Raw genomic sequence first — 14242 nt, forward strand, 5'->3', positions numbered from 1 at the left:
AACATATGCTTAGGCACTTAACCCAAATACTTCTAGTATCGATTTTAATTTTTACCTCATGTTCAGAAAAAGCATCAGAAGCTGATGTACTGACATCTGGAGATCAGGTCAGTTATAATTTTCACGTTAGACCTATTTTGTCAGACAACTGTTTTGCTTGTCATGGACCTGATGAAAACAAACGCGAGTCAGGTTTAAGGCTTGACAGTGAGGAAAGTGCGTACGCCGCACTTAAAGAAAATCCCGGAGCACATGCCATAGTGCCGGGAAATCCGGCAAAATCAGAAATTGTTGCAAGAATTGAATCGACGGATGCTTCTGAGATGATGCCTCCTCCAGAATCTAATCTTAAACTTAGTGCTACAGAGATTGAAACCATTAAAAAATGGATCAAGCAAGGAGCTAAATATGAACCACACTGGGCATTTGTTCCTCCCACAAAAAGTCCACTCCCCAAAACCTCAAATGCTGAATGGGCAAACAATGAAATAGACCATTTTGTATTGGCCAAATTGGACCAACTGGGCCTCAAACCAAATGAACCTGCTGATAAAATGCTTCTTCTCAAAAGGCTAAGTCTGGACCTTACCGGATTACCTCCGACCATGGAACTGATGCGTTCTTATGAAGCCGACGATTCTGAAAATGCAACAGAAAAAATCATAGATAAGCTACTTAGTAAACCCTCTTTTGGAGAAAGGATGGCTGTATTGTGGATGGACATTGCAAGGTATTCAGATTCTTATGGCTACCAAGACGATAATATCAGAACACAGTGGCCTTACAGGGACTGGGTCATCCATGCTTTCAACAAAAACCTACCTTACGACACATTTATAACCTGGCAGCTAGCCGGAGATTTGTTGCCGAATGCAAACAAAGAACAAATCTTGGCAACCGCATTTAATAGGAACCATAAATACACTGAGGAAGGTGGAGTAATACCAGAAGAATACCGGGTGGAATACATTCTAGACAAAACCAATACTTTTAGCAAAGCTATAATTGGTATGACTGTAGAATGCGCACAGTGTCATGACCACAAATATGATCCAATCTCTCAGGAGAATTATTTTCAAATGTATTCTTTTTTCAACAATACTCCTGAGCAAGGCTATGAAGGAGATGTAAGCGTATCCAAACCAGCTAAACACCCTATAATGTGGGTAGAAAAAGAGGATTTGGAAGGAATATTAGATTTTGTTAATCATCAGGACACCAGCAAAATTATGGTTTCGGTTATGGATGATTTCAAAGACACGTTAAGACAAACCTACATATTGGATAGAGGCATTTACGATCAGCCTACCACTATGGTTACCCCATCCACCCCTGAGGCCATTCTCAAATTTGATGAAAACAAATACCCCAAAAACCGACTGGGTTTAGCCCAATGGACATTTGCTGAGGATAATCCATTAACGGCAAGGGTATTTGTCAACTTGATGTGGCAGGAGTTTTTTGGCGCAGGAATAGTGAGATCTGCAGGTGATTTCGGTATGCAGGGAAAATTACCTACACATCCGGAATTACTGGATTGGCTAGCTGTTGATTTCCGGGAAAGTGGCTGGGACGTCAAGTACTTAATTAAAAAAATATTGAGTTCAGCCACTTACCAACAGTCAGCTACGGTGGATAAAAACAAAATAGAGGCAGATCCGGACAACTTTTATTTGGCCAGATATCCAAGGATAAGACTAAATGCCGAACACATTCGTGACTTAGTACTAGCCAGCAGCGGGCTTATATCCGATGAGATCGGCGGTCCCAGTGTCAAACCTTACCAGCCTGAGGGTTTATGGGAAGCAGCTACTTCGGGTAGAGGAGAATTGGCAGAATATCGACAAGACATAGGAAATGACCTTTACAGAAGAGGCTTGTACACCTTTATCAAGCTTACATCTCCCCCACCTAAACCAATCATTTTCGATGGAAGCAATAGGGACGTATGTGAAGTAACAAGAAACAGAACCAACACACCCTTACAGGCATTGGCCATGCTCAATGATCCATTGATCCTTGAGGCATCACGTGTCCTTGCCAATAACTTAATAAGGGAGGGAAAAGAAGATGATGAAGCAATAAAAGAGGCTTTTTTCAAAATCATATGTAGAGCTCCAAAAGAAGAAGAGTTGGCCCTTTTGATAGAGTACCATCAAGAAGAACTAAAAAGATTCAAGCAAAAGCCTGAAACAATTTTAGAAACGGTGAAAGCTGGAGAGTTTCCTTTGGATCAATTTAGCGACACCCCCGAAACGGCTGCCCTTATGCAAGTATTGGTGGCTATATACAATGTTGAAGAAGCGATTACCAAAACCTGATATGGAAAAAGAAATTGTAGAAAATGGATTGAATGAAAATAGGAGGAAATTCCTATCTAAGTTAAGTCTGGGCTTAGGAAGTGTGGCCTTGGGATCTCTTTTAATACCAGATTTATTTAATGGCCAACCCCAACTGGACACGGACAAATTAATGGCAAGCATCCCTCATTTCGCACCCAAAGCGAAAAGAGTTATTTATATGTTTCAAAACGGAGCTCCGAGCCAATTAGAATCTTTCGATTACAAACCCATGCTTAACAAAAGAATTGGAGAAGAACTTCCCGATTCGATTCGACAGGGACAGCGTCTGACCGGTATGACTGCCGGACAATCGTCCTTTCCATTGGTTGGTTCTGCTTATGGATTTAAGCAATATGGGAAATCTGGGGCTTGGGTAAGTGATCTTTTTCCTCATACGGCTAAGATTGTAGATGACATCTGTATAGTAAAATCCATGCATACAGAAGCTATTAACCATGATCCTGCCCTTACTTTCTTCCAAACAGGTGCACAGGTAGGGAACCGACCTAGTATGGGTGCATGGCTTAGCTATGGCCTTGGAAGTGAGAATAATAATTTACCTAGTTTCTGTGTGCTCTTATCAAGAGGCAAAGGGAATGGACAAGGGGTTTACTCTAAGCTATGGACAAATGGTTTTTTGGAATCAGTTCACCAAGGTGTTCAATTTTCTAGCGGTGATGACCCTGTGCTATACCTCAATGACCCAGAAGGTATGAGCAAAATGGATAGAAGGAGGATGCTGGATAAAATTTCAGCACTTAATCAAATAAATTACCAATCATTCGGCGATCCTGAAATCAGTGCCAAAATTCAACAATATGAGATGGCTTACCGGATGCAAACAGCTGTTCCTGAAGTCACTGACGTAAGTAAAGAACCAGACAGCATTGTAAAACTATATGGTCCTGAGTGTCTGGTTTCCGGTACCTATGCGGCCAACTGCCTGCTAGCTAGAAAATTGTCCGAAAATGGCGTCAGATTTGTGCAGCTTTATCACCAAGGCTGGGATCAACATGGCAACCTCCCTAATGAGATGGCATTACAAGCCAAGGATACAGATCAGGCATCCGCTGCCTTAATTACAGATCTAAAGCAAAGAGGCTTATTGGATGAAACCTTGGTCATTTGGGGAGGAGAGTTTGGCCGAACCAATTACTGTCAAGGAAGATTTTCAGCTGACAACTACGGAAGAGACCATCACCCAAGGGCTTTTTCGATGTGGATGGCAGGTGGTGGAATAAAACCAGGCGTCACCTATGGAGAGACTGATGAATTTGGTTACAACATTGTCAAGGATCCGGTACACGTTCATGATTTTCATGCCACCATGTTACACTTACTGGGCGTGGAACACGAGAAACTCACCTTTAGACATCAGGGAAGAAGATACCGGCTTACAGATGTTGCCGGAAATATAGTCAATGGTCTTATGGCCTAACAATTTTAACCCGAAGTAAAAAATCTATTTCCCCATCTATGTTAACATCAAAATTGAAGTCCATTCTGGCTCAGGTGCTTTTTGCTGTAAATGTCTTTGTATTGTTCTTAGTGCTTGCAGAAAGCAGGGTATTGATTCCTGACTGGCTTCATGTATTTGGTAGAATGCATCCACTTCTACTGCATTTTCCAATTGTAATCATTTTATTGGCTGTTTTACTTGTAGGCATTCCCGAATTCCTCCCCAAAAAGGAAGACAGCAGAGAATACGGGACAGACCTATTGCTACTTGGAGCACTTACAGCTGGCTTTACCGTAATTGCCGGACTATTACTGTCTCATGAAACAGGGTACGCGAAAGAGGCGCTTTTTTGGCACAAGTGGACCGGTTTGGGGATCTTCTGGGGTTCTTCCTTACTTTATTATTTTATCGACAGTCAAAAGCAGTTGGTAATTAAAGTCGGTGCATCATTCCTAGCTTTGATAGTTATCGTTTCAGGACATTTAGGTGCATCAATTACTCATGGTGAAAATTTCATCACTGCACCTATTGAAAATAATGAAGTAGTGATGGTAAGCTTGGAAGAAGCAGAGGTTTTCCCTCACTTGATCTATCCAATTATTGAAAATAAATGCCTTAGCTGTCACAAAGCATCCAAGCAAAAAGGGGAACTAAGAATGGATACCCCTGAGAATTTATTAAAAGGTGGTGAATCCGGACCAGCCGTTGAGCCTTTTGACTTAGAAAACAGCCTAATGGCTCACCGAATAAACCTACCTGAAGAGGATGAAGAACACATGCCTCCTGAAGGCAAGCCCCAGCTTACCGAAGAGGAAAGATTAATTCTGGAGGCTTGGATTAGTTCCGGAGCCATTATTGATGAGAAAGTTATGGCACTGCCTGATACCAGCAGCATTTATAAACTGGCAGTTGAAAAATTTTCTACAGCTCCAAAAGTCTATGAATTTGCTGCAGTTTCTGATGAAAAAATTGAGGCCCTTAATAATTTCTACCGCAAAATACAGCCTCTAGGAATAGAATCCCCTGCCCTATCTATTAGTTATTTTGGCCGGGCGAACTTTGATCCTAACTCCCTGAAGGAGCTTTCCGAAGTCAAAGTGCAAACAATCTCCATTAATTTAAATAACATGCCTGTGAAGGATGAGGATTTGGCTTCACTTAGTGCATTCCCTAACCTTGAAAAACTGTATTTGAACTTTACCGATATCAAAGGTGAGGGTTTGCAGGCATTGATGGGTCTGGAGAATCTTTCTTTACTTTCTCTGGCTGGAAATAATTTAACTGATGAGGCTATAGAACCTATATCCAAGCTTAAGAATGTTAAAAAGCTTTTTCTTTGGAATACAGGACTTTCTAAAGAATCACTGGAAAAACTAATAGCTGCCTTGCCTCAAACCACCATTGAAATAGGTACAGAGGAAAAGTCAACCTTACTGATGTTAAACCCACCAGTAATTCGTTTTGACAAAGCCTTTTTTAAAGATAAACTTGAAGTTAAACTCACCCATCCTATTGGTACCACAAGCATCTATTACACCTTGGATGGTAGTGAACCCGATAGTAGTAATTTCATGCTTTATGAAAAGCCTCTTGAAATAAAAGAAAACATAACCATTAAAGCCCGAGCCTTTGCAGAGGGTTGGATAGGCAGTACCGTTTCAGAAGCTGAATTTATCAGGGCTACCATAAGCCCAACTTCCTTTCAGATGCTTCATCTACCAGAGGATAGGTATAAAGGGGATGGTAAAGAAAGCCTTTTCGACAAAAAGAAAGCCATACCAGATGTATGGAATCTAAACTGGTTGGGTTTTTTAAACAATCCTCTAGAAGTGGAAATGGAATTCAAAGAACCAACCGATATTTCATCAATGGCTATCTCTCTATGGCAAAACATAGGATCAAGGTTCTTCCCTCCAAAAGAGGTAGAAATATGGACAAGACCTGATGCTAGTCAAAACTGGAAACTTTCAAAAACTTTCCGTCCACAAGCACTTGAAAAAAATTCCCCTTCTTTTTTGAGACAGGTTGAAATTCCTTATTCAGAAAATGGAATACAACATTTAAAAATAGTAGCCAGTCCAGTAGATAAATTACCTTCTTGGCATAATTCTTCAGGACAAAAAGCCTATCTAATGGTAGATGAAATCGTACTTAATTAACGACAGTGATCGTTAATCCAAATCGTAATTGCTACCAGCTTTTCTTCCTAAATGGATAAAAAAAAGCCTGAAAATTCAGGCTTTTTTTTAATCTTTATCTTTAACTTCTTCTTCACTTTGGGCCAATAGATAGGATTTAATAAATTCATTTAGTCCTCCATCTAAAACCGCTTGAACATCTGAAGTTTCATGTCCGGTACGTGCATCTTTTACTAATTTGTAAGGATGCAGAACATAGTTCCTGATTTGTGAACCAAAATCTATCCTCATTTTCCCTGATTCTACCTTGGCTCTTTCTGCATTTCTTTTTTCCATCTCCAGTTGATACAACCGGGATTTCAACATTTGCATGGCCTTCTCCCTATTCGCTAATTGAGAACGCTCTATCTGGCATACTACCACTATGCCCGTAGGCTTGTGCGTAAGTTGTACTTTCGTCTCAACTTTATTTACATTTTGCCCCCCAGCACCACCTGAACGCGATGTATGCAATTCAATATCAGCAGGGCTAATATCTATATTGATGGTATCATCTACTACAGGGTAAGCATAAACAGAGGCAAAAGATGTATGCCTTCTCCCTCCACTATCAAATGGAGAAATCCTGACCAATCGGTGAACACCACTTTCTGATTTCAAAAACCCATATGCTAGCGGCCCTTCAAATTCCAGAGTAGCAGATTTTATCCCTGCAACCTCACCTTCTTGAAGATCTACTTCTCTCACCTTATAACCATTTTTCTCTCCCCACATGATGTACATACGGAGAAGAATTGAGGCCCAGTCATTGCTTTCAGTACCACCGGCACCAGGATTAATTTCCAACATAGCACTAAGTTGGTCCTCTTCTCCACTGAGCATCTTCTTTAATTCCAGGTCCTCAACTAGTTTGAGGTTTTTATCGAATTCAATATCCAATTCTTCTGCCGAAACTTCTCCTGCATTATAAAACTCAAATAGCACTTCCAAATCCTGGACGCCTGTATCTATGGTTTCGTACTGAGAAGTCCAGGCTTTACGCGCTTGGATCTGCTTCATTACTTTTTCTGCCTCTTCAGTATCGGTCCAAAAACCCGGTTGTGATGAAATGGCTTCAAACTCTTCTATTTCTGATTTCTTACGATCGTAGTCAAAGATACCTCCTCAAGGCCGTTACTCGGGCCTTCAAATCTTTCAATTGATCTGATGTCATAATGTTTTATTTATTTATTTATTTAAAATGCAAATTTGCTGAATTACTACTAAATAACCAATTTAATTCATTGGATTGAAAAAGGTAAACACTTATAAGCAGCTATGGGGAATTAGGGTTTAAAGCCAAACCCTTCTCTTACAATAATGTAATTTAGATTCTTCTCCCAAGGGCAATGTGAGAATCATAATGTTTTAGTCTATTCTGAAGCCTCAACGGTGATGACCATTATCTTTTTCTTCTTCCCTACTTTAAATTTCTTGTACCTCAGGCTTTTTATCAATATCCCGGCACCTATCAAGGCTGCCGAAGTCGTCCAAACACCTGTACTGTAATGGATTCCACCATCCGCAGCCAGACTATTTATCCCACCTGCCAGCATCAACAAGGTGCCTCCTGCTATTGGCAGCAAGGTTAAATTAGCTAGGGTTTGATTTCGCTCATCTTTATCTCTAATGTCTATGGCTTTAATTTGCTTCAAGCTTAGAACATTCTCTTTCAAAGCAATATAGTCTCTATCAATTTCACGAATCACATCTTTGATATAGTAATCATTCCCTTCTTGCAAATAGATAAATTCATCTCCCACCTCATAGGTAATACGTGATTTTTCGTTAGCACCTTTTTGCAAGATCAGGTAATTCTGAGCTAATACTGTCCCTTGGCCTAAGGAAATCAGACTTAAAAACAATAGGGCCCTGATAAGGACTTTCATAAGCTAAACAATATTCACAAGACTTAAATTGACAAGGATTAATACTTCATTATCCAGTTGTACTTATCTGGAACTTTGCCATATTTGATATTGTCGAGGCCCTCCAAGATCTGAACAGAAAATGCATCTTCTGAAACTTCAGGCAATTCATAATCTTTGCCATGAATATTTATTAATCTTATAAATGCGACTGTTGCTGCGGTCCCTGTTCCAAATGCCTCTTCCAATTTCCCGGAATTGAGTGCTTCTTCAAGTTCAATGACTGTTAAGAATCGCTCTTCAACAGGCATTCCCATCTCTTTGGCCAAGGTTAAAACACTGTCCCTAGTAATGCCTTTAAGAATAGTGCCAGTGGTAGTAGGCGCTGTAATCAACACCCCATCTATAACAAACATGACGTTCATGGTTCCACTTTCTTCGATATACTGATGGGTCTTTCCATCTGTCCACAAAAGTTGGTCATAGCCATCTTTTTGGGCTTTCAATGCTGGATAGAGTGAGCCGGCATAATTACCTGCTGCCTTTGCTGCTCCTGTTCCTCCTTCTATGGCTCTTGCGAATCTGGTTTCTACCTTCACGGCAACAGGTTTCGCATAATACTTCCCTACAGGAGAAGCCAAGATCATAAATTTATATTTTTTTGATGGTCTAATGCCCAAGTAATCATCTGCTGCAAATATAAAGGGACGGAGATACAGAGAACATCCTGTTTGCTTAGGTACCCATTCTCTATCCACTTCTAATAAGCTACGCATTCCCTCCATAAAAATTTCCTTAGGCAATTCAGGAATACACATTCTCTTCGCAGATTCATTTAATCTCTGCTGATTGGCATCACCTCTGAAAACCAAGATCTCCCCTTGTTCATTTCGATATGCTTTCATTCCCTCAAAGACAGATTGGCCATAATGCAAGGTTGCATTAGCTGGATTAAGCTGTAGAGGAGCATAAGGCACAACTTTTAGGTTTTGCCAAGCACCATCTATATAGTCCGCCACAAACATGTGATCACTAATGGTCTGTCCAAATGAAAGCTCATCAAAATTAGTGGTTTCCAATTTTGATGTTGATGACTTAATTATATCTATGTTTAATGTTTTATCCATAATTATTTACGCACCTGCATGCCAGGTGATTTCATTTACATTTAAATCTTTTGCCAATTGCCTTCCTAGAACAAACAAATAATCTGAAAGCCTATTGACATATTCCAATAATACTACATCCACTTGAGAATTTTCCGACAACAACACCATTGACCTTTCCGCTCTCCTACATACTGTCCGTGCAATATGTGCCGAAGAAACTACTGGATGACCTCCTGGAATGATAAAATTCTTTAAAGGCTGAAGATTTGCCTCCATTCTGTCAATCTCTAATTCTAGAAAATGAACATCTTCCTCATTAAATTCAGGAAGCTTCATTCCTTTCTTATCAGGATCACAAGCCAAGATCGCTCCTATTACAAATAGCCTGTCCTGAACTTTGTACAAAACCCCGGAGATCTTTTCATTCTTTACCTGATCTCTCAGTAAACCTACATTTGCATTTAATTCATCAACATTACCATAAGCGTCAATTCTCAAATGAGATTTATTCACTCTGGTACCCCCAAAAAGGGATGTTTTGCCTTTATCTCCCGTTTTGGTGTATATTTTCATTTAATTCTTTTTGATTTCAAATAACCGTTTTATCTATAACAGTTGGGTTGGGATTTCTTTCATCAGACTCTACCAGCCCATCCCTAAGCCGAATTACTCGGTGCGCATAATGCGCAATATCATCCTCATGTGTAACCATTATAATGGTGTTTCCTTTCTGATGCAAAACATGGAAAAGGTCCATTATTTCATAGGAGGTTTTACTATCCAAATTACCCGTTGGTTCATCTGCCAAAATGATACTAGGATCATTTACTAAAGCTCGGGCAATAGCTACTCTTTGTCTTTGCCCACCAGAAAGTTCATTGGGCTTGTGATGAATCCTATCATCTAAGCCAACACTTTTTAAGGAAAGAAAAGCCTTTTCTTCTCTATCTGCTTTATTAAACCCTGCGTAAATCAAAGGTAAGGCCACATTTTCTAAACAAGTTGCCCGCGGTAACAAATTGAAAGTCTGAAATACGAAACCGATTTCTTTGTTCCTTATCTCTGCCAGCTCATCTTCACTCATGTCACTCACATCTTTGCTATTCAAGATATATTGCCCCGAACTAGGTGTATCTAAACAGCCAATAATGTTCATTAAAGTAGACTTTCCAGATCCGGAAGGCCCCATAAAAGCCACATACTCTCCCCTGTTTACACTAATGCTCACCGATTTGAGTGCTTTGACTTCCTCGGTTCCCATTCTGTATACTTTACGTATTTCTTTGGTTTTAATGATTTCTGGCATAATTTGGGATTTAGAATGTGAAGATAGGGTATATTGCTCAAAAACAGGAATTCAACCTGTTAAATTATACCAAAGGAATTATAGAAATTTCAACTGTAATTCAGTTAGGTCTTCCTGACCAATCCACTCAGCCATTAGCCTTAAATTGGCACTGGCATATTGGTCTAATCCAATTATACGGCAATATTTCACTAACGTTACCCACAAAACCGGATCTTTATTGAATTGGCAAGCTCCCTGTAGCAATTCATAACGTTTCTCCGCCTCCTCAATTTGTTCCATCTGCGCCAAAACCATAGGTGTCAAATACGGGTTAAGGACTGTAATTTCACTATTATCACTGGCTAGTGTCCCGCCAACCTTAACCTTTTGGAGATACTCTTCAAGAGAAGAACCTTCCACAGTAAATTGCCCGCTATTATTTGCTATTGGGAGCAGTTCCTCAAGCGTATTTTCTTCAAGCCAGTGAGATTTTCTTTTTATAATTTCTCCGGCAAGAATTTCTTTATTTCTATCACTTTCCAAAGACCTCAATGTTGGCAATAATTCTTTACCCAACATCCCTGGAAGTCTTGCCAAGGTTTGGTAAAGTTTTACAGTGTCATTCTCTAACAATTGTCCCGACTTATCAAATCGCATCCAATCAGGGAAATCCACTTTTTGGCTTGCTGAAATAAAGGCCGATTCCTCTTTCAATTCACCGAAATACAAGAATGGCAAGTGGTCAGATGTGAATTTCGAATAGCCTTTTAAGGATGCTTGCTTCCATTCAATCGCTGCTTTTTCAAAATCACCTTGTTCAGATAGAACCCATCCTGCAAATGCATGATAAAAACCTGCATCCTGACTGAACCTAAAGGCCATTCCATTTAAGTGTTCAAGTAATCCCTTAATATCGCCGGATTTGTACTTCAATATCAAGCCAGATTCTTTTAAACTTTGCTCTACCGATAAGGAAAGTTCTTCCTGATTTAGCATTGAATCAAGGTCTGCACTTAGCATACTATTAAAATAACCTTTTTCGGTATTCGTTAGAAAATTCCTAATCAATGACCTTCCTATCAAATCATTGGTAAGGTCATTCTCAAATGAATTGATCTCTAAAGGCACAGTCTCTCCCCCTGCATTCTTAGCTGCTAACAGATTGATTTCATTCTTTAGACCAGGAGCCGAAAGATTTTCTTCTTCCAAAGGCAAACCATGCGCAATTTTAATCCCGGTAGCATTAAGCAGGCTCACTTCCTCAAATCCTTCCATTTTATCCAAGGTATTTAATGCCTCCTTAGGAAGGTTCATCCTATGGTAAACCAGCGCGAGATTATTTGCTAAAAAAGGGTTTCCCTGATAGTATTTCAATCCTTCTTCCAAATAAAAAACTGCCTCATTGGCCCTTGAACGCTTTTCTAACATTTTACTCAAAAGCAAAATATCCTTTACCTGAGGGTTCTGTTCAAAACTTCTTTCTAATGTTTTGAGAGCCAGAGTAGGTTGATTTTGTTCCAGATATATATTGCTTACTGCATAAAGTGCATGGTCGTTTGAGCGATACCTATCAAAGGCATTTTCGTAGAGTACGGATGCTTCAACTGGTCTTTTGGTAGTATAATAATAATCAGCTGACAAGTGAGTTGATGAAGTACCAAATTGTATGGCAATAATCCCCGCAGCATAAACCATCAAAATCAACACCGCTATGGTTCCTCCTAGCCTCATATGAAAATAAGGGAAAAAGGGCGGTTTATACATTATTTTTTCAATGGCATTCCCACTATTTATTATAGCAGAAAAATTCACCCAAATGTATAGACAGAATAAAACGCTAAAACCAAGCTGACTATAGGCAAATACATGATGCGTAAAATCTATCATGGGTGTATTTCCTGACAGTTCCGCCTTAAAAAGCACCAAAAGGCAAATCGCAAACCCTCCCAGATAAAAAGCCTTACCTATCCAAGGCTCATTGAAAGCCTGAGGGTAATATTTAATTCTAAAGTGAATATCGAAAAAGCCGACAACAGCAATAAGAAAAAATAAAAGTTGGAATGAAGGTAAGGGCCATTTGTGCCAATCACCTGTAGCTTCAAGAAAAACCAAAGCCGCTAATACCAAATACATTGTAGACACAACGGCGAAATGCCAACCGATCTTGATGCCAATACCTCTATTCAGTTTGGCTAAAAACAAATAAGTTGCAGAAACAAAAGAATGCCCAATGTATAGAATAAAACCACTGCCCATGACAAGGGCCATTAAAAACAGATTTTCTGACAACAAATAAGTCGGTGAAGGAGCCTGAGCAAGGTAAATTAAGACAGCTAATCCCGCTATCCCCAAACCCAGAATTAATGTCATCCTAAAGCTTAATGACAAATAATTGAAAAAGAGGCGAATGATAGCTGCTGGAGCCAAAAGGAACAGCAAGCAGATCCCCAAGGGAATATTGGTCCCTATCCCTCCAATATTTAAGCTGTTTACTCCGCTAACGCTTAACAATAATATCAGCACTCCTGCTCCTATCAAAAATGCCTGTCGCTTCAATAGTGTTATCAAAACAATAAACAACAACAAAAGCAGCCACACACCAATCCCCATCACTTGTGTCAAGATGGGGTAAGTAAGCAATGGGGCAGTCTCAAATTGATCAAGAAGCAAGAAATTCTGAACCTCTAATTCTAAAGAACTCAAGGCTAAAAGAAAGCTTCCTAAAGGAACATTAGTTCTTTCTTCAAGCGATAAAAGTTGGGCAGATTGAAAAGAATCTCCCGCAAATTCTAACCACAACAATCCTATCCCTGCACCGATAAGAGCAGCCAAAAAAAAGAAAAAGATTAAGTTCTGCCAGATTGACCGGCGCATTATTCCATTACTTTTGGAACACGGAAATAATCGGAATCTCTCTGCGGTGCATTTTTAAGCCCTTTTTCATGGTCCAAGTGCTGTCCTACCTCATCTTTTCTCATTACATTTTCCTCAGAAGACATGGTAATAAGGGGTTCAACATTGTCGGTATCCACCTCATTTAGTTTTTCTACCCAGTCAAGGATCTGCGTCATATCAGTGGTCATTTTTTTCGCACTGTTTTCGTCAAACTCAAGTCTGGCTAGGTGGGCTATTTTTTTAAGAGAATTGATATCTAGTTTCATGAATTTTCTTTTTTAAATGCTAATGGTTTATTGTCTTTATTAAGTTGCTCTTGGATAATGGCAAAGCATTTCTCCTTAATTTCTTTCACCTCATTAGGCCCGGAACCTTTTACGGTAATAGGCTCATGGATGACTACTTTTACCGGTTTATAGCGCAACAAAAACTTACCATCGTCTGGCAAAATTAAGTGATTGTAAGATAAAGTGACAGGAATAATCGGAATTTGTTTATCTAAAGCCAATTTAAAAGCTCCATCCTTGAACCTTGCCATGGCAGGCGGAGCCTCACTTGAAATCCCTCCTTCAGGAAAAAACACCACGCTAGCACCTTCATCCAACGCTTTTTTGGCTTTTAGCATCGATTCTCCTCTGCTTTTTAAGCTATTCCTATCCACTGCAATGTGTAAGTTTTTAAACATGTATCCGAACAATGGCACTTTAGCCAGTGAGCTTTTACCTATAAACACAAGATCAAATGGTATTAACCCGAGCACGGGAATATCCAAATAGGAAAAATGATTAGACACAAAAATAAACTGTTCGCTTTCCTTTAGGTGATTTCGGTTCTCTATTTTCACTTTAAAAAATAGCATTCCAAAAAACAGCTTTGACCAAATTCTGTTTAATTTTCTCCCTTGACTTTTCTTACCCGGGACCTCAATGGTATAAATAAATTTTGGCAGCAAAATCAGGAAGGCCATAATAAATCCGATGCTGCCATAGATAGAATAAATTCTTCTAATAAATCTCATTCCTTAAAAAGAGGGTTTTGATTTCGAAATTTAGTAAAAATCGAGAGGCATGATGAAAGAACTGAATTTTTATTCCTTAGGTAGAA

11 protein-coding genes are annotated in these 14242 nt (G+C 39.5%); 3 read left to right on the forward strand and 8 right to left on the reverse strand.

The window, feature by feature from the left end:
* Positions 1–5: 5 nt before the first annotated feature.
* The 3 genes from CA2015_RS04385 to CA2015_RS04395 are packed head-to-tail and all read left to right on the forward strand — an operon-like array spanning position 6 to position 5960.
* Complete coding sequence (locus tag CA2015_RS04385) at positions 6–2321, forward strand: PSD1 and planctomycete cytochrome C domain-containing protein (protein WP_048644349.1); 2316 nt, start codon at positions 6–8, stop codon at positions 2319–2321.
* Between the two features lies 1 nt (position 2322).
* Positions 2323–3780, forward strand: coding sequence for a DUF1501 domain-containing protein (locus CA2015_RS04390; protein WP_048644350.1), 1458 nt, complete (start codon positions 2323–2325; stop codon positions 3778–3780).
* Between the two features lie 38 nt (positions 3781–3818).
* On the forward strand, positions 3819–5960 hold the full coding sequence (locus tag CA2015_RS04395; RefSeq protein ID WP_048640801.1) for a c-type cytochrome domain-containing protein: 2142 nt from the start codon (positions 3819–3821) through the stop codon (positions 5958–5960).
* An 87-nt stretch (positions 5961–6047) separates the two neighbouring features.
* Here CA2015_RS04395 and prfB read toward each other — a convergent pair.
* From prfB to CA2015_RS04435, 8 genes are all read right to left on the reverse strand, one after another.
* Positions 6048–7152, reverse strand: a protein-coding gene (prfB, locus tag CA2015_RS04400) for a peptide chain release factor 2 (RefSeq protein ID WP_157470306.1) whose coding sequence is annotated in 2 segments (ribosomal slippage) — positions 6048–7091 and positions 7093–7152 — 1104 coding nt in all. Because the reading frame shifts where the segments join, the coding sequence is not laid out codon by codon here.
* Between the two features lie 199 nt (positions 7153–7351).
* Positions 7352–7867, reverse strand: coding sequence for a hypothetical protein (locus CA2015_RS04405; protein ID WP_048640803.1), 516 nt, complete (start codon positions 7865–7867; stop codon positions 7352–7354).
* A 38-nt stretch (positions 7868–7905) separates the two neighbouring features.
* Complete coding sequence (locus tag CA2015_RS04410) at positions 7906–8973, reverse strand: branched-chain amino acid aminotransferase (protein ID WP_048640804.1); 1068 nt, start codon at positions 8971–8973, stop codon at positions 7906–7908.
* A 6-nt stretch (positions 8974–8979) separates the two neighbouring features.
* Complete coding sequence (locus CA2015_RS04415; protein ID WP_048640805.1) at positions 8980–9528, reverse strand: cob(I)yrinic acid a,c-diamide adenosyltransferase; 549 nt, start codon at positions 9526–9528, stop codon at positions 8980–8982.
* Positions 9529–9544: 16 nt separating this feature from the next.
* Complete coding sequence (locus CA2015_RS04420; RefSeq protein WP_048640806.1) at positions 9545–10261, reverse strand: ABC transporter ATP-binding protein; 717 nt, start codon at positions 10259–10261, stop codon at positions 9545–9547.
* Positions 10262–10339: 78 nt separating this feature from the next.
* Positions 10340–13117, reverse strand: coding sequence for a tetratricopeptide repeat protein (locus tag CA2015_RS04425; protein WP_048640807.1), 2778 nt, complete (start codon positions 13115–13117; stop codon positions 10340–10342).
* Positions 13117–13404, reverse strand: coding sequence for an Asp-tRNA(Asn)/Glu-tRNA(Gln) amidotransferase subunit GatC (gene gatC / locus CA2015_RS04430; RefSeq protein WP_048640808.1), 288 nt, complete (start codon positions 13402–13404; stop codon positions 13117–13119). Before gatC ends, CA2015_RS04425 begins: the two co-directional genes overlap by 1 nt.
* The gene (locus CA2015_RS04435) at positions 13401–14156 is read right to left on the reverse strand and encodes a lysophospholipid acyltransferase family protein (protein ID WP_048640809.1); all 756 of its coding nucleotides are present in this window, start codon (positions 14154–14156) and stop codon (positions 13401–13403) included. The genes gatC and CA2015_RS04435 overlap by 4 nt, the downstream gene beginning before the upstream one ends.
* Positions 14157–14242: the final 86 nt, after the last annotated feature.

It is taken from the genome of Cyclobacterium amurskyense (genome assembly GCF_001050135.1).
In the GTDB taxonomy this organism is placed as follows: domain Bacteria; phylum Bacteroidota; class Bacteroidia; order Cytophagales; family Cyclobacteriaceae; genus Cyclobacterium; species Cyclobacterium amurskyense.

Coding starts and splice junctions, on each gene's coding strand:
- CA2015_RS04425 (WP_048640807.1), bottom strand. CDS start 13,117: ATGCGCCGGTCAATCTGGCAGAACTTAATCTTTTTCTTTTTTTTGGCT.
- CA2015_RS04385 (WP_048644349.1), top strand. CDS start 6: ATGCTTAGGCACTTAACCCAAATACTTCTAGTATCGATTTTAATTTTT.
- CA2015_RS04415 (WP_048640805.1), bottom strand. CDS start 9,528: ATGAAAATATACACCAAAACGGGAGATAAAGGCAAAACATCCCTTTTT.
- CA2015_RS04405 (WP_048640803.1), bottom strand. CDS start 7,867: ATGAAAGTCCTTATCAGGGCCCTATTGTTTTTAAGTCTGATTTCCTTA.
- CA2015_RS04435 (WP_048640809.1), bottom strand. CDS start 14,156: ATGAGATTTATTAGAAGAATTTATTCTATCTATGGCAGCATCGGATTT.
- CA2015_RS04390 (WP_048644350.1), top strand. CDS start 2,323: ATGGAAAAAGAAATTGTAGAAAATGGATTGAATGAAAATAGGAGGAAA.
- CA2015_RS04420 (WP_048640806.1), bottom strand. CDS start 10,261: ATGCCAGAAATCATTAAAACCAAAGAAATACGTAAAGTATACAGAATG.
- CA2015_RS04410 (WP_048640804.1), bottom strand. CDS start 8,973: ATGGATAAAACATTAAACATAGATATAATTAAGTCATCAACATCAAAA.
- CA2015_RS04395 (WP_048640801.1), top strand. CDS start 3,819: ATGTTAACATCAAAATTGAAGTCCATTCTGGCTCAGGTGCTTTTTGCT.
- gatC (WP_048640808.1), bottom strand. CDS start 13,404: ATGAAACTAGATATCAATTCTCTTAAAAAAATAGCCCACCTAGCCAGA.